Below are 21,560 nucleotides of genomic sequence, written 5' to 3'. Positions count from 1 at the left end.
CCGGCATTTTCGTCACGATTACCGCGCTGGGGATGCATGCGAAAGTCAGGTGATCGCCGGAGTGCCCGGCGTTGGCTTCATTGCCGCGCCGTTGTTGTCGCCATTCGATTCACGTTCCAGCAGTTCGTATCCGAGACCGAACAGCGGTAGCGAATGGGTGAGCAGGTGGTCGACGGGTTCCTTACCGCTGCGTCTGCTGCGCGTCTTGCGGTTGCTCTTCGACGCGCACTTCGACAAGTCGTATGCCGGCAGGGTGGTGACACCGAACAGCGGCAGTGCGTGTCCCGGGAGCAGGTCGATGGTGCTGGCGGAGCTGGCTGGCGCCTTGCGGCGCACCGGCTTTGGCTCCGGTTGCGGGGCCACCGCCCCGGGAGCTTTACCGGTGAGGAAATACTTTGTCCGATCCAGCCAGAGCTGAGCCGTGGCAGATCGCTTGGCTTGCTTGGCTTTTGCCCTGTTGCTCTGACCCAGCTTCGAGGGCCACCAGTTCTTTTGGCCAAGCATCGCAGCGACCGCGGGCACCGTGATGGTGCGCACCAGGAAGGTGTCGATCACGATCCCGATGCCGATGGTGAATCCGGCCTGCGCCATGGTGGTGATGCTGGCTGCGATCAGTCCGAACATCGACGCGGCAAAGATCAACCCCGCCGAGGTGATCACACCACCCGTTGATCCCACGGTTCGGATGACACCGACGCGCACGCCGTGCGGTGACTCATCTCGAATCCGAGAAATCAACAACATGTTGTAGTCGGCGCCGACTGCAACCAACAGGATGAACGACAGCCCGGGCAAGCTCCAGTGCAGTGGCTCATCGAGTAGTACTTGGAAGACGAGGACCGCGAGGCCCAGGGCCGAACAGAATGAGATCAGTACGGAGGCAATGAGATACAACGGCGCTACGATCGCGCGCAGCAGGATGACCAGAATGAAGAAAACGATGATGATGGTCGCGATGACGATGAATTTGATGTCACTGTTGTAGAACTCGCGGGTGTCCCGAAGTCCGGTCGGTACTCCCACCAGTTGGACCTTCGCGTCGGCCAGTTCGGTATTGGGTTGCGCCGATCGGGCCGCTTCGAGGATCTGGCTGACCTGATCCATACCCTCTTTAGAGGTGGGGCTGAGCGCGCTCTGGACAAAGTACCGGGCCGCGTGCCCGTCGGGCGACAGGAAGAACTGCGCACCCTTTTTGAACTCGTCCCTCGTCATGATCTGCGGCGGGATGTTGAAGCCGGCCATGTTCGGTCGTTCTGCGTCACGCTTCATTCCGAGCAGGAAGTCGGAAGCCTCGTTGAGGCCACCGCCCATCTGCTTGACCTGAGTCACCAGTGCCTGCACGCCGTCCGCTACCGCGTTACTGCCGTCGGCGAGAGCGCCGGCACCCGCCTGCAGCTGCGACAACGTGTTCGGCAGCCCGTCGATCATCTTGAGGGTGGCGACGATCTGCTTGAGTTGGTCGTCGAGCTCGCCGACCGTCTTGGCCAAATTCTGGTATCCCTCGGTCTGCTGCAGGGTGGCGGCCATCCTGCCCATCACCTTCAACAGCCCGCTGTTGTTGGCCTCGACCATTGCCGACAATTGCGAGCGTGAACGCACGCATGAGGGGTCGGCGTTGCAGCTCGGGCTGGAATTCAGCGCCGCCACCATGGGGCCGGCCGGCCCAAACGGCCATGGTCTGGCCGTCCGAGACTGTCCCGCTGAGATCGTTTCCGAGTGCCTTCATGCGCGACACGTAGTGGGAGGCGTTGTCGAGTTCCTGGATGGTTTTGTTTCCACCCATGAGCTTCAACATGTTCTGCAACGCGGCGACCAGTCCGGCGGAGCTGGCCACCGCTGGCCACCGCTGGCCACCGCTCCGTTGACCTGTGCTCGAATCTCGGCCAGGGCGTCGGCGAGTTGGCGAGAGCCGCCGACCAGATGATCAAGGTCGCCGCCGTGCTCGGTGATCGCGGTCGATGCTTCGTTGAGTTTGCCCCCGACCTCACCCGCCTGGAACGAGACCTTGGTTTCTTTCAATGGTTCGCCGTTGGGCCGGGTCAGGCCACGCACCATCACGATGTTGGGCAGGTCGGTGATCCGCCGCGACATCATCTCCAGGTCGCCCAGGGCGGCCGGGGTGCGTAGGTCACGCGGCGACTTGACGAACAGAAACATCGGGGTCATCGAGTTCATCGGGAAGTGCTTGTTCAGCGCATTGAGACCCCGCACGCTGTCCATGTCCTGCGGCATCGTCTTGAGGTCGTCGTAATTGAACCGGATGAAGGCCGCACTGGTGGCCAGGACGGTCAGCACCATCAGGCTGCCGGCCAGGTGCACCTTGGGACGCCGCACGATGCGGGTTCCCGAGATCCGCCAGAAGCGGGTGGTCAAGTCGCGTCGCGGCTTGATCCAGCCGCGACGCCCGGTGAGCACGAGGATCGCCGGCAGCAGCGTGGTGGCCGTCAGCAGCGAGACGATGATCGAGACGGTGATGGCCGGCCCGACGGCGGAGAACACTTCGAGCTTGGTGAAAACCATGGCCAGGAAGGTGACGGCGACGGTCGCCGCCGATGCGGCGATGACCTTGCCGATCGACATCAGTGCTTTCTTCACCGCGCGATCGGAAGTTTCTCCGTGCCGAACGTAGTCGTGATACCGGCTGATCAGGAACACGGCGTAGTCGGTACCGGCGCCGATCATGACCGCACTCATGAACACGATGCACTGCATGTTCACCGTCAGGCCGAGTTCGGACAGCGCCGACAAGACGCCCTGCGCACCTCCGATCGAGACGCCGATCGTGGCAAGGGGTAGCAGCATGGTGACGAGGTTGCGATAGACGATGATCAGAATGACCAGCACACTGACGATCGTTCCGACCTCGATGATCTGCACGTCGGACTCGCCGAGTTTCTGGACATCGGACGCGGTGGCCACCCCACCGCTCAAACTCGCTGAGAGGGTCGTGCCTTTGACTGTCTTTTCGATGATGGCCCTGATATTTGCCAGCGCCGCCTGTGTCTCGGGCGCCGCCTCAGCGCCGGGCAAGGTAATTGGCAGGTTCCAGGCTTTCTTGTCCTTGCTCTCCAGCATCTGCCGCAATTCCGGCGTGCCCATGAAGTCCTGCACCGACATCTTGTCCTGGGTGTCCTGCCGCAGGTTGTCGAGCAGCCTGCGGTAGGTGTCCTCGTCGGCGGGGCTCAGGCCCTTTTCATTGGTCAACACGACCAGCAGCAGGGCGCCGGTCGGCTTCTCGTCAGCGGGTTTGCCCCCGCCGCCACCGGACCCTTCCGGCCCGCCAGGCCCTGCCGACCCGCCAGGCCCTGCGGACCCGCTGGAGCCGGCCGGCCCGCCGGATCCTTCCGACCCGCCGGGCCGCGCCGCGAAGGCAGCGTTCATCTCCGCCTGCGCGATCATCGTCGGCGCGTTGTCAGGTAGCGGTTTCTGCTCGTGCTTGGCGGCTTGCACCTGAAGCGGGGGAAACGTCAGAGCCAGGAAAGCCACCACGGCGATCCAGCCGCCGACGGCCAGCCATGGCCACTTGATGACGAAGTCGCCGACGCGGTCGAAGACGCCACCAATTTTCGCCTCGTCGTGCGATCTCGCCTGCCCAGCCACCTCACAAACGTACAAGGAGAGTGCTGATCAGGTGGGGGAATGGAAATTTCCTTAGTAACCGCGCAGGCGAGCGTCCCAGCGATCGAGGCGCCCCCTATCGGAAGGCAAATGCGCAGATCAAGGAGTTTTTAGTCCGTCACCGGTTTGCTCGTCGAGCATTTTGGAGCAGTGCCTCCACCGCTGCGCGCGGGTAACTCGTGGCCAGCAAAGTTGCACGCGCGTGCTGATATCTCGCTCATCGGGGTTGGCGCTTTTGGCATCTTCGACGGGTCACGCATGCGACACTCTTCCGCGTGGCTCTGAAATACCGCCTGCAGTCGAACCCGTTGGTCGGCAAGATCACCACCAAATACCTGCTACCGCTGGGTACCCGCCAGGTCGGCGACGACGTGGTGTTCTTCAACTTCGGTTACGAAGAAGACCCGCCGCTGGGCTTGCAGCTGGATCCCGCTGACGAACCGAACCGGTACTGCATCCAGCTCTACCACCAGACCGCCAGCCAAGTGGACCTCACCGGCAAGAAGGTGCTGGAGGTCAGCTGCGGCGCCGGCGGTGGGGCGTCGTACATTGCCCGCAAGCTCGGTCCGGCGTCTTACACGGGTCTGGACCTGAACCCCGCCAGCATCGACCTCTGCAAGAGGATGCACACAGTGCGGGGCCTGGACTTCGTGCAGGGCGACGCCCAGCACCTGCCGTTTCCGGACGAATCTTTCGACGCTGTTGTCAACGTGGAAGCCTCGCACCAGTACCCGGATTTCGCCGGCTTCCTGGACGAAGTGACGCGCGTGCTGCGCCCTGGCGGGCATTTCCTCTACACCGACTCTCGCCGCAATCCCGTTGTCGGGGAATGGGAAACGGATCTGGCCGGCATCAAACTGCGCAAACTGGCTCAGCGAGACATCGGCAGAGAGGCCAAGCGTGGGCTCGACGCCAATACGCGGCGATCGCAAGAGAAGATAGCCAGCCGTGCGCCGGCATTTCTGTCGAGTCTGACCCGTTACGCGGTCAGCATGCTTGACCGCGACCTCGAGCGCGGCGGTGGATTCACTTATCGCATCTACCTTTTCGAAAAGGACTGAACTAGTTCCGCTCGCCAGCACCAGTAGCTAAGCGCGCACCAGCGCCGACTCTTCCAACAGATCCGCGGCCCTCGCGACGGCGTCCATCGGATCGGCCATCTGCGTGGAAATCTCGCGCGCTCGCGCGGCACAGTCGGGCGCCAGGATGCCGCGGATCGCCTTGGCCAGCGACTTGCGGTTGATCCTGCTGAGACGGCGGGTCGCACCGACTCCCAACCGTTGCACCGCGGCGCCCCAGATCGGCTGATCCGCCACGTCCCAGAGCACCAACGTCGGCATCCCGGCCCGCAGGCCGGCCGCCGTGGTGCCCGCCCCGCCGTGGTGCACGACCGCGCGGCACTGCGGCAGGATCACCGAATAGTCGATCAGCCCAACCAGTTTCACGTGCTCGGCCGGCGCGGAGACGTCGTCACCGCCGGGGGGAGTAGACCAACGCGCGTTCACCGAGTTCGGCACACACCCTCGGCGATCATCGCGACCGTCTCGCTGGTGGACTGCACGGGCGTGCTGCCGAAACCGAAGTAAATCGGCGGAGTTCCCGCCGCGATCCACGACTCGAGCTCCTCGTTGGGCTCGGTATGCAGCCGCATCGACAGCGCACCCACGAAGGGCCGCCGGCCATCCCACTCCTCGACCAGCCCGGGAAACAGCGCCGGGTCGTAGGCCTGGATCTCCGGCGCGCCGCCGGCCACGATCCGGTCCAGGGCCGCGGCCGAGACCGGGGGTAGCCCCAACTCCTGACGCTGGGCGCGGTCGGCGTCCCTGGTCACGTACGAGTACAACCGCCAGGACGCCCCCATCACGGTCCGGATCAGCGGTCGCGGAATCGGCGCCGGAACCGCGACCTGTCCGTTGACATGCATCGGGAAGTGATGCAGCGCCGCGACCGGAACGCGGTGATACTCGGCGACATTGGCGACCACCCCGTGGTAGGTCTGGCCCGTCGTCAACAGATCGGCGCCGTCGGCCAGCTCGGCCAGCGTCCTGCCCATCTCGGCCCACCCCTCGACGAACAGTTCCTTGCCCGCCTTGGCGAGATTGAACGGATTCTGCGCCTTGGTCAAATTGTGGGCGAACGCCGCAACCTGGTTGATCTGGACCCCGGAGTCCGGTCCGTATGCCACGCCGGTCAGGCCCGCCGACTCGACGAAGCCGATCAGGTTGGGCGGCAACGCCATCCGCACGCCATGCCCGCGCCGCAGCAGCTCCATGCCGACCGCTGCGCACGGTTCGACGTCACCCCGGGTGCCATGCACCGCCAAGACGAATTTCATCGGACGTCAGGCGGAGGTCAGCTCGTCGTACAGCAGATCGGCCAGGCTACGCACCGTCGTGTTGATGTTGGTCGCGGTGATGCGCACCCCCGTCTCGGCCTCCAGCCGGGTGCGCAATTCCTGGCTGCTGAGCGAATCCAGCCCATACTCGGTCAGCATCCGGTCGACGTCGATGGTCCGGCGCAGGATCAGACCGATCTGCTCGGACACCATGCGGCGCAACCGAGCCGGCCACTCGTCCTGCGGCAGCCGGTCCAGCTCAGTGAGGAACTTGCTGTTGCCGGCGTGCTTGGCGGTGCTGCGGAACGCCTCGGCGAACGGGCTCTGCTGGGCGAAGGCGTTGAGCCACGGGGAACCGATGATCGGGGCGTAGCCGGTGTAGGCGCGGTTGTGCCGCAGCAACGCCTCGAACGCGTAGGCGCCCTCCTCGGGATGGATGGCGTCGCCGGCGGTCTCGGCGAAATCGGTGCCCCGCCCGATCTCCGCCCACGGGCCCCAGGCGATCGAGGTGGCCGGCAGGCCCTGCGCACGGCGCCAGTGGGTGAACGCGTCCAGCCAGCTGTTGGCCGCCGCATACGCCCCTTGTCCCGGCGAACCTACCAGGGCCGCCGCCGAGGAGAACGAGCAGAACCAGTCCAGCTCTTGGTCTTTGGTCGCCTCGTGCAGATTCCACGCCCCGTACACCTTGGGCGCCCAGTCCCGCGCGATGAGCTCGTCGGTGATGTTGGGCAAGGTGGCGTCTTCCACCACGGCGGCCGCGTGCAGCACCCCGCGCAGCGGCAGGCCGGTGGCCGTCGCGGCCGCCACCAGCCGGTCGGCGGTGCCCGCCTCGGCGATGTCACCGCACGCCACCACCACGTCAGCTCCCATAGAGCGGACCAATTCGATTGTCTCCAAAGCCTTTTGATTCGGCTGGGAGCGCGAGGACAACACGATGCGGCCGGCGCCGGCACCGGCCATCTTCTCGGCCAGGAACAAACCGAGACCACCCAGACCGCCGGTGATGAGGTAGGAGCCGTCGCCCCGGAACGCCGGCGCATACTCGGGTGGCATCACCACGCTGCTGCGCCCGACGTGCGGCACGTCGAGGATCAGCTTGCCGGTGTGCTCGGCCGCGCCCATCACCCGGATCGCGGTGGCCGCGTCGGCCATCGGATAATGCGTGGTCTGCGGCGGCGGCAGTGCGCCGGTGGCGATCTGCCGATACACCGTGTCCAGCAACTCGTGCACCTGCGCGGGATGGCTGTCGGCCATCAGCGCCAGGTCCACGCCGTAGAACGCGAGGTTCTGCCGGAACGGGAACAACTCCAGGCGAGTGTTGGAGTAGATGTCGCGCTTGCCGATCTCGACGAAGCGACCGCCCAGCGCCAACAGCCGGATCCCGGCCTGCTGCGCCGCGCCGGTCAGCGAGTTGAGCACGATGTCCACACCGTAGCCGTCGGTGTCGCTGCGGATCTGCTCGGCGAACTCGGTGCTGCGGGAGTCGTAGACATGCTCGATCCCCATGGCGTGCAACATCTCTCGACGCTGCGGGCTGCCGGCCGTGCAGAACACCTGGGCGCCGGCGGCCCGCGCGATGGCAATCGCCGCCTGGCCCACCCCGCCGGTCGCCGAATGAATCAGCACCTTGTCCCCGGACCGGATCCGGGCCAGCTCGTGCAGGCCGTACCACGCGGTCGCATAGGCGGTGGTGGCCGCTGCCGCCTGGGCATCGGTCAACCCCTCGGGCACGTCCGTGGCCAGCCGGGCATCGCAGGTCAAGAAAGTGGCCCAGCAGCCGTTGGTGGACAGCCCGGCCACCCGGTCGCCGACCTTGCGGCCGGTGACGTCGGGGCCCACGGCGGTCACCACGCCGGCGAAGTCCATGCCGAGCTCGGGCAGCTTTCCGTCGAACGTCTGGTAGCGGCCGAAGGTGGCCAGCACGTCGGCGAAGTTGACGCTGGACGCGCTGACCGCCACCTCGATCTCACCGGGGCCCGGAGCCGTCCGGTCGAACGCGGCGAACTCGAGGGTCTCCAGGTCTCCCGGTGTCCGGATCTGCAGCCGCATCCCGACCCCACTGCCCTGCGGGTTGTGGTTGACGATCGTGGTCAGCCGTTCCTCGGGTTGCAGCGGCGTGGGCCGCATCCGGGCGGTGTACCACTGGTCGTCGCGCCACGCCGTCTCGTCCTCGTCGGTGGCCAGCAACAGCTGACGCGCCACCTGCTCGACGCCGGTCTGTTCGTCGAGGTCGACGTAGCTGACCTTCAACTGTGGATTCTCCGAGCCGATCACCCGCAGCAGACCGCGCAGACCGCCCTGCTCCAGGTTGGCGTGGTCGCCGGACAACACCGTCTGCGCATTGCGGGTCAGCGCGTACACCCGTGGCGGCGAACCCAGCAGCTCGGGCAGCTGCCGGGTGATCCGCACCACCTGCTCGACGTACTGCTCGCCGCGCTGCCCCGACTCCCGCTCCGGGCCCTGCTGGGGGTGGCGGTCAGCAGCACCACGCCCGCGAACGAGCCGGACTCCAGCTGGCCGCGCAGCCGCTGCGCGCACGTCGCGTGGTCGTCGGTGAACGACCAGGACAGCGTGGTGCACTGTGCGTCAAGCACTTTCAGCGCGTCGGTGAGCTGGGTGGCCAGCATGTCGGCGGCTTCGGAAGTGCGGATCAGCAGCCAGTTGCCGGGGTCGGTGACCGCCTTCTCGGGCAACTCGGCCGGCTGCCACTCGATGGTCAGCAACCGCTCGCTCAGCACCCGGTCGCGCTCGCTGTCCGGGGGAGGCGCCAGTGCCCAACCGCAGGCCGCGGACCTCCAGCAGCACGGTGCCGTTGTCGTCGACGATGTCCAGATCGGCGTCCACGCCGGCGGCGAACAGCCTGGTCACCGTCGCGTAGCAGTACCGGGCATGGCGGGCCGAGCCGTACGCGCGCAGCCGGCGAATGCGCAACGGCAACAACAGGCCACCGTCGACGGCGGCGGCGACGCTGGGATGGGCGGCGACCGCCTGGAAGCAGGCGTCCAGCAGCGCCGGGTGCACCACACCGTAGGCGCCCTGCTGGGGCCGCAGCGGGCCCGGCAGCGAAACCTCGGCCAGCACGGTGTTGCCCGCGGCCTCGGCCAGGTATGCCGCACCCAGGCCGCCGAACGCCGCGCCGAGCCGGTGGCCGCGCTTGTCCATCCATTTGCGGATCTCGTCGCTGTCCACCTTGCGCGGGTGCGTGGCCAGCAGCCCGCCCAGGTCGTGCGCCGGCGGCTGGTCTGCTGGGTCGGCTGCGTGCAGGACGGCGGTCGCCTGCCGCTCGTAGCGGCCCTCCTGGTTGGTTTCCACCGTGAGCGCGACGACGTCGGGAGCTTCGAAGGTCGCGGTGATGCCCACCGGGGTCGCCTCGTCGAGCAGCAGCGTGCACTCGAAGCTCAAGTCGCGCACTTCGACCTGATCGCCGAGCACCGTGCGGGCCGCGACCAGCGCCATCTCGCAGTACACAGCACCCGGAAGTGTTGCGGCGCTTCGGATTTGGTAGTCAGCCAGCCAGGGCACCGCTGCGGTGCCGACCTCGCCCTGCCACACGTGCCGCTCGGGCTCCTCGGGCAGTCGCACGTGCACACCCATCAAGGGGTGGGCCGGCACCAGAGCGCTGCGGCGGGCGACCGAGTCCAGGCCGCTGGTGGTCAGGAACAGCGAACGCTGACTCCAGCAGGGCAACGGCGCGTCCAGCAGCCGGCCGCTCGGGTAGAGCACCGAGAAGTCCAGCGCGGCCCCGGCCGCGTACAGCTCGCCCACCAGGCCGCGCAGCCCGTGCGGCAGCGGTTGCTCGCGGCGCATGGCCGCCAGGGCGGTCGCCGTTTTGTCCAGGGCGCGCGCGGTCTGGTCGACGGCGTTGGTCAGCAGCGGGTGCGGGGACAACTCGGTGAAGACCTTGAACCCGTCCTCCAGCGCAGCCTGCACCGCGGCGGCGAAACGCACCGTGTGCCGCAGATTGTCGGCCCAGTAGCCGGCGTCGCAGTACGGCTCCTCGCGCGGGTCGAACGAGGTGGCCGAGTAGTAGGGCACCTCCGGCTGCAGCGGCTCGATGTCGGCCAGCACCTCGTAGAGTTCGTCGAGGATCGGGTCGACCTGCGGCGAATGCGACGCCACGTCGACGGCCACCTCGCGGGCCATCACATCGCGCTCTTCCCACGCCGCGACCAGGTCGCGAACCGACTGGGTGGCGCCGCCGATCACCGTGGACTGCGGGGAGGCGACCACCGCCACCACGACGTCGGTGACGCCACGCGACACCAACTGGGTGATCACCTCCTCGGCGGGCAGTTCCACCGCAGCCATGGCGCCGGCGCCGGAGATGCGGGTCATCAGCTTGGACCGGCGGCAGATCACCTTGACGCCGTCCTCGAGCGACAACGCGCCGGCGACGACGGCAGCGGCCGACTCACCCAGCGAGTGCCCGACGACCGCGCCCGGGTTGGCGCCGTAGGCCTTCATGGTCGCGGCCAGCGCGACCTGCATGGCGAACAGCGTCGGCTGCACCCGGTCGATGCCGGTCACCTTCTCCGGCGCGGTCATCGCCTCGGTGACCGAGAAGCCGGACTCGGCGGCGATCAGCGGCTCGATCTCGGCGATTTTGGCCGCGAACACCGGCTCGTAGGCCAGCAGATCCTTGCCCATCTCGGCCCACTGCGAGCCCTGCCCGGAGAACACCCACACCGGACCCTTGTCGTCCAGACCGATCGCCGGCGGATAGGGCACCTCACCGGTGGTGATCTCCCGCAGGGCTGCGGTCAGTTGCGCGCGGTCCGCGGCGATGACGGTGGCCCGGACCGGTCGCGGGTTGCGCCGCCGGGCCAGGGTGTAGGCCAGGTCGCGGATGTCGAGGTCGTCTTGGGTGTCGATCCAGTCGGCGAGCCGAGCCGCCGTGTTGCGCAGGCCGTCCTCCGAGGACGACGACACCGCGAAGATCAGGGCGCCCTGCAACCCTTCGGAGTCTTGTGCCTCAACGATTTTGGCCGCCGGGGCGGGAGCCTGTTCCAGCACCGCGTGCACATTGGTGCCGGAGAATCCGTACGACGACACCGCCGCCCGTCGCGGAGTGCCCGGGTCTTGGCTGGGCCAGGGCGTGTTCTCTTGCGGCACAAACAGATTGGTCTTTATCTCGGCGAACTTCTCCGGCATTTGGGTGAAATGCAGATTCTGCGGTATCACGCCGTGCTGTACGGCCAGCACCGCTTTCATCAGCCCGAGCGCGCCGGCGGCCGACTGGGTGTGCCCGAAGTTGGTCTTGACCGACGCGAGCGCGCACGGGCCGCTGGTGCCGTAAACCTCTGCGAGACTGGCGTATTCGATGGGGTCACCGGTCGGGGTGCCGGTGCCGTGCGCCTCCACCATGCCGACCGTGGTCGGGTCGACGTCAGCGGCGGCCAGCGCGGCCCGGTACGCGGACACCTGCGCGGGCAGCGACGGTGTCACGATGTTCACGGTGCGGCCGTCCTGGTTGGCGGCGGTGCCGCGCACCACGGCCAGAATTCGGTCGCCGTCGCGCTGCGCATCCTCGAGCCGCTTGAGCAGGATCATCACCGCGCCCTCGCCGGAGACGAAGCCGTCGGCGTTGACGTCGAACGCATGGCAGTGTCCGGTGGCCGACAACATCCCGATCGCAGAACCGGATGCCGCCTTGCGCGGTTCCAGCGTCACCGACGCACCGCCGGCCAGCGCGAGGTCGCTCTCACCGTCCTGCAGGCTCTGGCAGGCGAGGTGGATCGCCGACAGCCCTGACGAGCAGGCGGTGTCGACCGTCATCGCCGGCCCGCTGAGCCCCATGGCGTAGGAGACCCGACCGGATCCCATGGCGAAGCTGTTACCCATATAGCCGTAGGGGCCGCTCAAGGTGTCGGCGTCGGCGTGCATGAACAGGTAGTCGTCGTGCATCAAGCCGACGAACACCCCGGTCCGGACCGCGGCGAGCGCTGCGCGGGTCAAGCCGGCGTGTTCCATGGCCTCCCACGAGGTCTGCAGTAGCAGTCGGTGCTGCGGGTCCATCTCGGTGGCTTCACGTTCGCTGATCCCGAAGAACTCGGGATCGAAGTCGGCGACGTCATCCAGGAACGAACCCCATTTGCAGACCGTCCGGCCGGGCACGCCGGGTTCGGGGTCGTAGAACTCCTCGACGTCCCAGCGGTGCGCGGGCACCTCGGTGACGAGGTCGTCGCCGCGCAGCAGTGCTTCCCACAGGGCGTCGGGGGAGTCGATGCCTCCCGGCAGTCGGCACGCCATACCGATGACGGCTACTGGGACGACACCAGTCCTGTCCACGGTCGTTCACCTCTACTTCCCGTTTCCTGCCCGTTCCCGCCACCCATTTCCCGTTCGCGCCTGGGGTTTTTCGTTCGTGGCTTCGGGGCTTGCACGCGCCGCTGAGCACCAGTGCCAGGCTCGATTCGGCCGGAAGCAACGAGGCGCGGCGCGCCCGCGACACCCCCCGCGTCGAAGCTCGATTGCAGTTCGTGACTCGCTCAGCAGCGTAGTCGTTCAGCACTGCGGATGTAGCCGAAATCGGTGCGGACGTACTAAAAAACCAGTCCCAAGATCCGCCGTGAGCAGCGGCTACCCGCGCGGCCGGTGCCGTGGGGCGGGGCGGGCCGAACGTGTCGCGCTGTTAGGTGGCGCACGATTTTTCCAAACCGCCCATGCGGGCCACCGCCCCGACCTATACTTCAATCTCTCCGAGGCAGGCACACGATCCCAGCGCCAGATCCTCGTCGGATATCGCCGACCAGATTTGCTGTCGGCTCGCTGTTTTTGCGGCGACGCAATTCCTGTTTCAAACTTTTGGTATGAATCGAATTCGATGAACTAACCATTTCCCTGTCGTGCGCCCCGCCGTTTATGTGACGGGGCTCACAACAAGTGTCGCGCGAATGGTTATTGGGCCACCTGAACCGCGGCATTTGCGTACTGGCCCTCGGCCGCCCGTGCGAACACCGACTTGAGGACTTCGAGGTAACGAGTCACCGATTCCCTGGCCACGGGGTTATTCGGGAAGTTCACCATGATGGAAACCTCGTCGAATAGCCGGATCACCGAGAAATACAGGTAAGCGGGGTTACGGCCGTCGTTGTAAGCCGTCGCATTCGCACCTTTCAATGCCGTCGCGACAACTGCGGAAAGCGGCGGCAGGCCGGCGTCCATGTAGTTCGTCATGAAGAACTGCGACGAATTTCGCTTCAGCCAGGGCGCCAATTCCAGAACGCGGTCGTAAGGCACATTGGCCATGTCCAGGTTGTCGTCGAACGACGCCTGCGTGGAGCGGGCGGTCTCCTCGAACGAATTCGGGTCGATGGAGACGGTGTAGGGCACGCCGCCGGTGAACCAGCCCATCGACAGGTATTCCTCGGGGGAGGTCCGCTTGTCGACCGGGGTCATGCCGTGGTAGGTCTCCTGGCCGGTCAGTTCGTGGTGGGCCAGTGCGACGCAACCGAACAGGCCACCGCTGAACCGCGCTTGTGCGGCCATGCAGCGAGCCTCAAACTTCGCCGTTTGCTCCGGCGTCAGCAGCTTCTCGATCAGAATGTCGCCGCCGCAGGTCAGCGTCTGCTCACCCAGCGGCAATGGGAACTCCGGCAGACCGCCCCCGTTGCTCTCGGCGAAGTCGATCCATTTGCGGACCTCGGGAGAATCCAGGGTGACCTCGGCGGCGGTCTTCGCCTCCCGAATGCAGAAGTTCTCGTGGCTGCCGGGCTCCGGCATCACCAGCGGCGGCTTGCCCTCGAGCAGCTGGCGGTAGTTCGTCAGGATCTCCACGTACAGCGAGGACACCACGGCCGGGTCGCAGTGCAGGTGGTCGACGATCGCGAAGAGCGTGCAGTGGTTCTCGTGCTGGATCAGTCCGAACCGGAAGCAGTCCCATTCCACCGGCGGGGGGGTGGACACGACCAGGTCGCGCCATTCCGGCTGCGTCAATTCGCCGTGCTGAACCGGAGCGAGTTGAATGTCGCGGGGATTTTGAATTTTGTGCCGAATAATGTCTTTCGGGCCATTGTATTCAAACCAGCTGCGGTAGGTTTCGTGACGGCGTACGTGCGCATTAATGACGTGCGTCATGGTGCGGATGTCGCAACGGCCCGGAATTTCCCAGGAACCCATTACCAGCCGGGAATAGTCGAGCCCACGCTCGCCGAATTCCACATAACCGCGCAAATGGCCGGTCTGCATAGAGCTGGGCGGAACGTCGACAATCGGCGCTTGCTTGGCTTTCGCGCGCGATGCCGGTGTCGGCTGCCAGGTTACGATCGAACCGCGACCAGGGTCCCAGTCGTAGACGATTCCCACGCCGAGAGTGACGTCTGCTGATCCCCCACCTATGATCACGCTTCCTCCTCGATATATGCCGGCTGCCCAGCAGCGGCGCTTGGTCCTTTTTACCTCATAGGTGTGTTGCTGCGTCGCCTTTTGATGTCAATTGGTTGTAAAGGTGATCGGCCAAGCCTCGGATGGTCGTGATGTCGGTTGTCGTGACGCGGATCTTGAGCTCCGATTCGATATGAGTGCGCAGTTCCAGGTTCCCCAGCGAATCCAGACCGAACTCGGAAAGCGGACGGTCCACGTCGACGGCGCGCCGCAACAGCAGGCCGACCTGTTCGGAGATCATCCGGCGCAACCGCGTCGGCCATTCGTCCTGTTCCAGGTCGGCGAGCTCGGCGAGGAACTTGCTGCCTCCCGAGCGGCCCTTGCCGGCGGATTTGAATGCCTCGGCGAACGGACTGCGCTGGGCGAACGCGGTCAGCCAGGCCGAACCGATCACCGGCGCGTAGCCGGTGTAGGCCCGGTTGTGCCGCAGCAGTGCCTCGAACGCGTAGGCGCCTTCCTCGGGTTCGATTGCATCGCCGGAATTTTCGGCGAAGTCCGTGCCCCGCCCGATCTCCGCCCAGGCGCCCCAGGCGATCGACGTGGCCGGCAGTCCTTCGGCGCGCCGCCACAAGGTGAAGGCGTCCATCCAGCTGTTGGCCGCGGCATACGCGCCCTGACCGGGCGAGCCGGCCATGGCCGCCGCCGAGGAGAACGAGCAGAACCAATCCAGGTCGGTGTCCTTGGTCGCCTCGTGCAGATGCCAGAGACCGTGCACCTTGGGCGCCCAGTCCCGCTCGATGAGCTCGTCGGTGATGTTGGGCAAGGTGGCGTCCTCGACCACCGCGGCCCCGTGCAGCACCCCGCGCAACGGCAGCCCGGTGGCGGTTGCGGCGCTGACCAGCCGCTGCGCGGTGCCGGCCGCGGCGATGTCGCCGCACTCCACCACCACGTCGGCTCCCATCGAGCGGATCAGCTCGATGGTTTCCAGGGCTTTGCGGTTGGGCTGCGAACGCGAGCTCAATACGATCCGGCCCGCACCGGCGCTGGCCATCTTCTCGGCGAGGAACAAACCGAGACCGCCCAGACCACCGGTGATGATGTAAGAGCCATCGCCGCGGAATGCCTGGGCCTGCTCCGGCGGCAGGATGACGCTGCTGCGACCCGACTGCGGGACGTCGAGGATCAACTTGCCGGTGTGCTCGGCCGCACCCATCACGCGGATCGCGGTGGCTGCCTCGGCGAGCGGGTAGTGAGTGGCTTCCGGTACCGGCAGCACACCCTTGGCGGTCTGCTCGTACACCGTGTTCAGCAGGCCACGGACCTGCGCCGGGTGCGTCCGCGACATCAACGCCAGGTCCACGCCGAAGAACGCGAGGTTCTGCCGGAATGGGAACAGACCCACCTTGGTGTCCTGGTAGATGTCCAGCTTGCCGATCTCCACGAACCGTCCGCCCATGGCGAGCAGCTTGATCCCGGCCAGCTGGGCGGCGCCGGTCACCGAGTTGAGCACGATGTCCACGCCGTAGCCGTCGGTGTCGCGGCGGATCTGGTCGGCGAACTCCGTGCTGCGCGAGTCGTAGACATGCTCGATGCCCATGTCGCGCAGGATCTGCCGGCGCTTCTCGCTACCGGCGGTGGCGTAGATCTCGGCGTCCACCGACCGCGCGATCGCAATGGCCGCCTGGCCCACCCCACCCGTCCCGGAGTGAATCAGCACCTTGTCGCCGGCCCTGATCCGGGCCAGCTCCACCAAGCCGTACCAGGCGGTGGCCGACGCGGTGGTGACCGCGGCGGCCTGCGCGTCGGTCAGTCCAGCCGGCAGCGTCGTCGCCAAACCTGCGTCACACGTGACGAAAGTGGACCAGCACCCGTCCGGGGACAAACCGCCCACGTGGTCGCCGACTTTGTGGTCGGTGACATCGGGTCCGACCGCGGTCACCACGCCGGCGAAATCCAGGCCGAGCGGTGGCTGCTTGCCGTCGAAGGTCGGGCAGCGGCCGTACGCCGCCAGCACGTCGGCGAAGTTGATGCTCGACGCACTGACCGCAACCTCGATCTCATTGGGTCCCGGCGGCACCCGGTCGAAGGCGGTGAACTCCAAGGTCTGCAGATCGCCCGGCGTGCGGACGTGCAACCGCATGCCCTGCTCGCGGTGCTCGACCACGGTGGTGTGGCGCTCCTCCGGCCGCAGCGGGCTGGGGTACAGGCGTGCGGTGTACCACTGGTCGTCGCGCCACGCGGTCTCGTCTTCGTCGGTGGCCAGCAGCAGTTGGCGCGCTACCTGCTCGGCGCCGGTCGTGTCGTCGACGTCGATGTAGCTGACCTTCAGGTGCGGGTGCTCGGCGCCGATCACCCGCAGCAGCCCGCGCAGCCCGCCTTGCTCGAGGTTCGGGCGGTCCCCGGCCAGCACCGTCTGGGCGTTGCGGGTCATCACGTAGAGCCGGGGCGACTGGCCGACGATCTCCGGCAGTTCCCGAGCGATGCGAACCGCGAGCTTGACGTAGTCGGCGCCGCGGACGATCGACTCCTCATCCGTGCCGCTTTGCCGTTCGGTGAGCACGACCACACCCGAGAAGGCGGCGGAATTGAACTGTTCACGCAACCGTTGCGCCTCGGCCTCGTGGTCGCCGTGCAGCGGCCAGGACATTGTCGTGCTTAGTGCGTCGTGCATCTTCAGCGCGTCGGTGAGCTGGGTGGCCATCATGTCGGCGGCCTCGGAAGTGCTGATCAGCAGCCAGTTGCCGGGATCGGTGACGGTCTCGTCGGGCAGCTCACGACCCTGCCATTCGATGGCCAGCAGCCGGTCGCTGAGCAGGCGGTCGCGCTCGTCGCCCTGGGAGAACCCGGTGCCCATCAGCAACCCGCGCACCGCCACCAGCACGGTGCCGTTGTCGTCGAGGACGTCGATGTCGGCGACCAGTTCGTTGGCGCCGGAGCCGGAACTGGTGACGGTGGTGTGGCAGTAGTGGGCGTTGCGCGCCGGGCCGAAGGACCGGATCCGGTCTACACCGAGCGGCAGCAACAGACCGCCATTGGCGACGTTGCGCGCGCCGGGGTGCGCGGCCACCGACTGGAAGCACGCGTCCAGCAGCGCCGGGTGGATCGCGTAATCGCCCTGCTGGGATCGGATCGAACTGGGCAGCCCGACCTCGGCCAGCAGCACGGGTTCGGCCTCCGAGGTGTGCGCTGTGGCCAGCCCGCAGAACGCGGGCCCGAATTGGATGCCGCGCAGGTCGGCTTCCAGCCGCAGGTCGTCGCCGTCAATCGGGTTCGGCAGCCGGGCCAGCAGGGCTTCGATGTCGTAGGCCGCCGGCTGGTCGGCTTCGAGTTCGGCCTCCGACAGCGCGTGCAACACCGCCGACGCCCGCCGCGAGCGTTCCCCGGCCTGCGAGGTCTCCACCGTGAACTCGGCCGTCCCGGGGGATTCCACGGTCGCGGCGGCGCCGATCGGCGTCTCCTCGTCGAGCAGCAGCAACTGCTCGAACCTGACGTCGCGGACCTCGGCAGCCTCACCCAGCACGGTGCGGGCCGCGGTCAGCGCCATCTCGCAGTACGCGGCACCGGGCAGCGCCGCCGCTCCGCGCACCTGGTGATCGGCCAGCCAGGGCAGTGCTCCGGTGCCGATGTCGCTCTGCCAGACGTGGCGCTCCGGCTCCTCGGGCAGCCGCACGTGCGAGCCCAGCAACGGGTGCACGGCGACGGCGTGGGTGTGCGCGAGGCGGTCGGTGCTTTCCAGCAGCATCAGGCGGCGGTGATTCCAGGCCGGCAGTGTGGCGTCGACCAGGTTGCCCTCGGGGTAGAGCACCGCGAAATCCACTGCGGCGCCGGCGGAGTACAGGTCACCCACCAGCCCGCGCAGCCCGTGCGGCAGCGGCTGTTCGCGACGCATGGCGGCCAGCGCGGTGGCCGCCATCTCGATGTTGCGGGCGGTCTGATCGACCGCGTGGGTGAGCAGCGGGTGCGGCGCCAGCTCGGTGAAGACGCGGAAACCGTCCTCGAGGGCCGCGTGTACCGCGGCGGCGAAACGCACCGTGTGCCGCAGGTTGTCCGCCCAGTAGTAGGCGTCGCAGTACGGCTCCTCGCGCGGGTCGAACGAGGTGGCCGAGTAGTAGGGCACCTCGGGTTCCAGCGGCGTGATGTCGGCCAATGCCTCGGTCAGGTCGTCGAGGATGGGGTCGACCTGCGGGGAGTGCGAGGCCACGTCGACGGCCACCTCACGCGCCATCACGTCGCGCTCTTCCCACGCCGCGACCAGGTCGCGCACCGTCTGGGTGGCGCCGCCGATCACGGTGGACTGCGGGGAGGCCACCACGGCCACCACGGTGTCGGTGATGCCGTTGGCCATCAGCTCCGAAAGTACTTGCTGCGCAGGCAGTTCCACCGAAGCCATGGCGCCGGCGCCGGAGATGCGGGTCATCAGCTTGGACCGGCGGCAGATCACCTTGACGCCGTCCTCCAGCGACAACGCGCCGGCGACGACGGCGGCGGCCGACTCACCCAGCGAGTGGCCGATCACCGCGCCGGGGCTGACCCCGTAAGCCTTCATGGTGGCCGCCAGGGCGACCTGCATGGCGAACAGCGTCGGCTGCACCCGGTCGATGCCGGTCACCTTCTCCGGTGCGGTCATCGCCTCGGTGATCGAGAAGCCGGACTCGGCGGCGATCAGCGGCTCGATCTCGGCGATTTTGGCCGCGAACACCGGCTCGTGGGCCAGCAGATCCTTGCCCATCTCGGCCCACTGCGAGCCCTGCCCGGAGAACACCCACACCGGACCCTTATCGTCCAGGCCGACGGCGGGCGGGTACGGCACCTCGCCGGTGGCGACCTCACGCAACGCCGCCGCGAGCTCGTCGCGCGTCTCGGCCAGCACGGCGGTCCGGACCGCCCGGTGCCCGCGGCGCCGGGCCAGCGTGTAGGCGAGGTCCTTGATCGACAGGTCGTCTCCCTGGGCGTCGACCCAGTCGGCGAGTCGCCCGGCCGTCTTGCGCAGCGCCTCTTCGGAACTGGCCGAGAGCGGGAAGATCAGGGCGCCGTCCGCGACGGGTGCCTGCGCTTGCGTGTCCACCGGTGCCGGCGCCGGTGCCTCTTCCAAGATGGCGTGCACGTTGGTGCCCGACATGCCGTACGAGGACACCGCTGCCCGACGGGGAGCGCCTTCACTCGGCCACGGCGTAACATCCTGTGGCACAAAGAGATTCGACGATATCTCGGCGATGTTCGCGGGCATCTCGTTGAAGTGCAGGTTCTTGGGAACCACGCCGTGCTGGACCGCCAGCACGGCCTTCATCAGCCCCAGCGCACCGGCCGCGGACTGCAGGTGCCCGAAGTTCGTCTTCACCGACCCCAACGCGCAGGGGGCGTCGGTGCCGTACACGGCGGCCAGGCTGGCGAACTCGATCGGGTCGCCGACCGGAGTGCCCGTCCCGTGCGCCTCGACCATCCCGATGGTGGTGGGGTCAACCTCCGCGGCGGCCAGGGCGGCGCGGTACACAATCTCCTGCGCGTCGGCGGACGGGGTGACGATGTTGACGGTGTGGCCGTCCTGGTTGGCGGCGGTGCCCCGCATCACCGCCAGCACCCGGTCGCCGTCGCGCAGCGCGTCGGGCAGACGCTTGAGCAGCAGCACGACCGCGCCCTCGCCGGAGACGAAGCCGTCGGCCTCGACGTCGAAGGCGTGGCAGCGCCCGCTGCGCGACAGCATGCCGTTGGCCGAGCCCGAGGCGAAGCGGCGGGGTTCGAGCATCGCGTAGACGCCGCCGGCGAACGCCAGATCACTCTCGCCGTCGTTGAGGCTGCGGAAGGCCATGTGCGCAGCAAACAGACCGGAGGAGCACGCGGTGTCCACGGTGACCGACGGCCCACGCAAGCCCAGGGCGTAGGAGACCCGACCCGAGGCCATGCAGGAGTTGGTGCCGGTGTTGCCGTAAGGGCCTTCCAGGACGCCGGTTTCGGCCTGCACGAACTGGTAGTCGCCGTGGTTGAGGCCGATGAAAACCCCGGTGGCCGAGTCGACCATCTGCCGTGGGGTCAGGCCGGCGTGCTCCATCGCCTCCCAGGAAGTCTCCAGCAGCATCCGGTGCTGCGGGTCCATGGCGGTCGCTTCTTTTTCGGAGACGCCGAAGAACTCCGGGTCGAAGTCGCCGATGTTGTCCAGGAAGGACCCCCACTTGCAGTGCGAGCGGCCGGGAACCCCGGGTTCGGGGTCGTAGTACTGGTCGATGTCCCAGCGGTCCAGCGGAACTTCGGTGACGAAATCGTCACCCCGCAACAACGCTTCCCACAGCTGATCAGGTGATTCGATGCCCCCCGGCAGTCGGCATGCCATCCCAATAACAGCAACCGGCGTCACGCGTGTTCCATCCACGTTCGTCCTTCATCTCCTCAGCCGCACTTCAGAGCCCACTTCGACGGGTTCTTCGAACTCCCGGGCCCGCGCCGCGACATCCCGCAGCAGCGGAAGCACCCACCGACCCCCACACTTCGACGCCAACGTCATAGTTGTACGTGATTCAGCAGCGTAGCCGGTCGGTTCGTCGCATGTAGAAAAATCGTGCGTACGTACAAAAAAATCTTCACGCGGCCACGCTGATACCACATCGGCTCTCCATTGCGGCCGTGCGGGCGGGTCAACGGCAAAACACCAGCGTATGACGCTGGTACGGCGATGTGGAGGGTCGTACCGGAGGTGTTGAATTCCTCGCGGTGTTAAATCCTCCTCGCCCGCTCTCCATCGGGTTGTGATGGTGAGCGGCGATCTGGGCCGCGCCGAAAAAAGTAGCTGGGCGGCCTCCGCAGGACGGAAATCTTTGGTTCTCGAGGGTGGTGGAGAAGGTTTGCCGAAGTGTGGGAAAGCGCACCGAACTCCGTTATCAAGGCTATGCGTTTACGGCGTCGGAAACGGCGGAATGCGAAATATCGCACGAGGTTTTACGCGTTCGTGACGAACCCCAACCGAAAGCGCCTGACCTGGGGGTTTACCGCCGAAGCGGGACCGGCATCCGGGGGATGGTGACCGGGCGGCCATCGGCCACCCGGACAAATACCGATCTCATCGTCTCCCGATACCAGGCGATCGACTCGTAGGCGATCGGATTCCTCGGGTACGACGCGGTGACCGTCGTTTGCTCGTGGAACTTGTTGACCCACATGCAGACTCGGTTAGCCACCCGGCCGTCGCTGAAAGCGCGGACCGGGCTGTGGTCCACGGGCGTTCACCTCGTACTCGCCCCGCGCGGGCGCCGCGCTTCGAGGCCATCTTCCCGGCTCAGCCTGCCTCGACGGCGGA

General features: G+C 67.0%; 6 protein-coding genes and 2 pseudogenes. 1 reads left to right on the top strand and 7 read right to left on the bottom strand.

Going from position 1 to position 21,560, the window contains the following annotated elements; all coding sequences use genetic code 11:
• Nucleotides 1-45: 45 nt before the first annotated feature.
• Complete coding sequence (locus tag L6444_RS31175) at nucleotides 46-1,428, bottom strand: MMPL family transporter (RefSeq protein WP_459561245.1); 1,383 nt, start codon at nucleotides 1,426-1,428, stop codon at nucleotides 46-48.
• 360 nt (nucleotides 1,429-1,788) lie between these two features.
• The gene (locus L6444_RS31170; RefSeq protein ID WP_459561288.1) at nucleotides 1,789-3,528 is read right to left on the bottom strand and encodes an MMPL family transporter; all 1,740 of its coding nucleotides are present in this window, start codon (nucleotides 3,526-3,528) and stop codon (nucleotides 1,789-1,791) included.
• 365 nt (nucleotides 3,529-3,893) lie between these two features.
• Between L6444_RS31170 and L6444_RS16385 the strand changes: the two genes are divergently transcribed.
• A complete protein-coding gene (locus L6444_RS16385; protein ID WP_370653124.1) occupies nucleotides 3,894-4,679 on the top strand; it encodes a phthiotriol/phenolphthiotriol dimycocerosates methyltransferase in 786 nt (261 codons plus the stop codon).
• A gap of 27 nt (nucleotides 4,680-4,706) precedes the next feature.
• Here L6444_RS16385 and L6444_RS16380 read toward each other — a convergent pair.
• The 5 genes and pseudogenes from L6444_RS16380 to L6444_RS16360 all read right to left on the bottom strand — a co-directional run bounded on the left by L6444_RS16380 (nucleotide 4,707) and on the right by L6444_RS16360 (nucleotide 21,480).
• Nucleotides 4,707-5,953: pseudogene (locus L6444_RS16380) on the bottom strand (glycosyltransferase).
• Between the two features lie 6 nt (nucleotides 5,954-5,959).
• A pseudogene (gene pks2, locus L6444_RS16375) lies at nucleotides 5,960-12,202 on the bottom strand (sulfolipid-1 biosynthesis phthioceranic/hydroxyphthioceranic acid synthase).
• 648 nt (nucleotides 12,203-12,850) lie between these two features.
• Nucleotides 12,851-14,257: a condensation domain-containing protein gene (locus L6444_RS16370; RefSeq protein WP_236975557.1), complete on the bottom strand. Its 1,407-nt coding sequence runs from the start codon at nucleotides 14,255-14,257 to the stop codon at nucleotides 12,851-12,853.
• A gap of 94 nt (nucleotides 14,258-14,351) precedes the next feature.
• Nucleotides 14,352-20,639, bottom strand: coding sequence for a sulfolipid-1 biosynthesis phthioceranic/hydroxyphthioceranic acid synthase (pks2, locus tag L6444_RS16365; RefSeq protein WP_255730601.1), 6,288 nt, complete (start codon nucleotides 20,637-20,639; stop codon nucleotides 14,352-14,354).
• Nucleotides 20,640-21,249: 610 nt separating this feature from the next.
• Nucleotides 21,250-21,480: a hypothetical protein gene (locus L6444_RS16360; RefSeq protein WP_236975553.1), complete on the bottom strand. Its 231-nt coding sequence runs from the start codon at nucleotides 21,478-21,480 to the stop codon at nucleotides 21,250-21,252.
• Between the last annotated feature and the right edge of the window lie 80 nt (nucleotides 21,481-21,560).

Source organism: Mycobacterium kiyosense, from assembly GCA_021654635.1.
GTDB classification, from domain to species: domain Bacteria; phylum Actinomycetota; class Actinomycetes; order Mycobacteriales; family Mycobacteriaceae; genus Mycobacterium; species Mycobacterium kiyosense.
This window is presented reverse-complemented; position numbering and strand designations above follow the sequence as displayed.

What these genes read in the sequence shown, in the direction of transcription:
- L6444_RS31175 (WP_459561245.1), bottom strand. Translation starts at nt 1,428, where the DNA reads ATGATCGACGGGCTGCCGAACACGTTGTCGCAGCTGCAGGCGGGTGCC.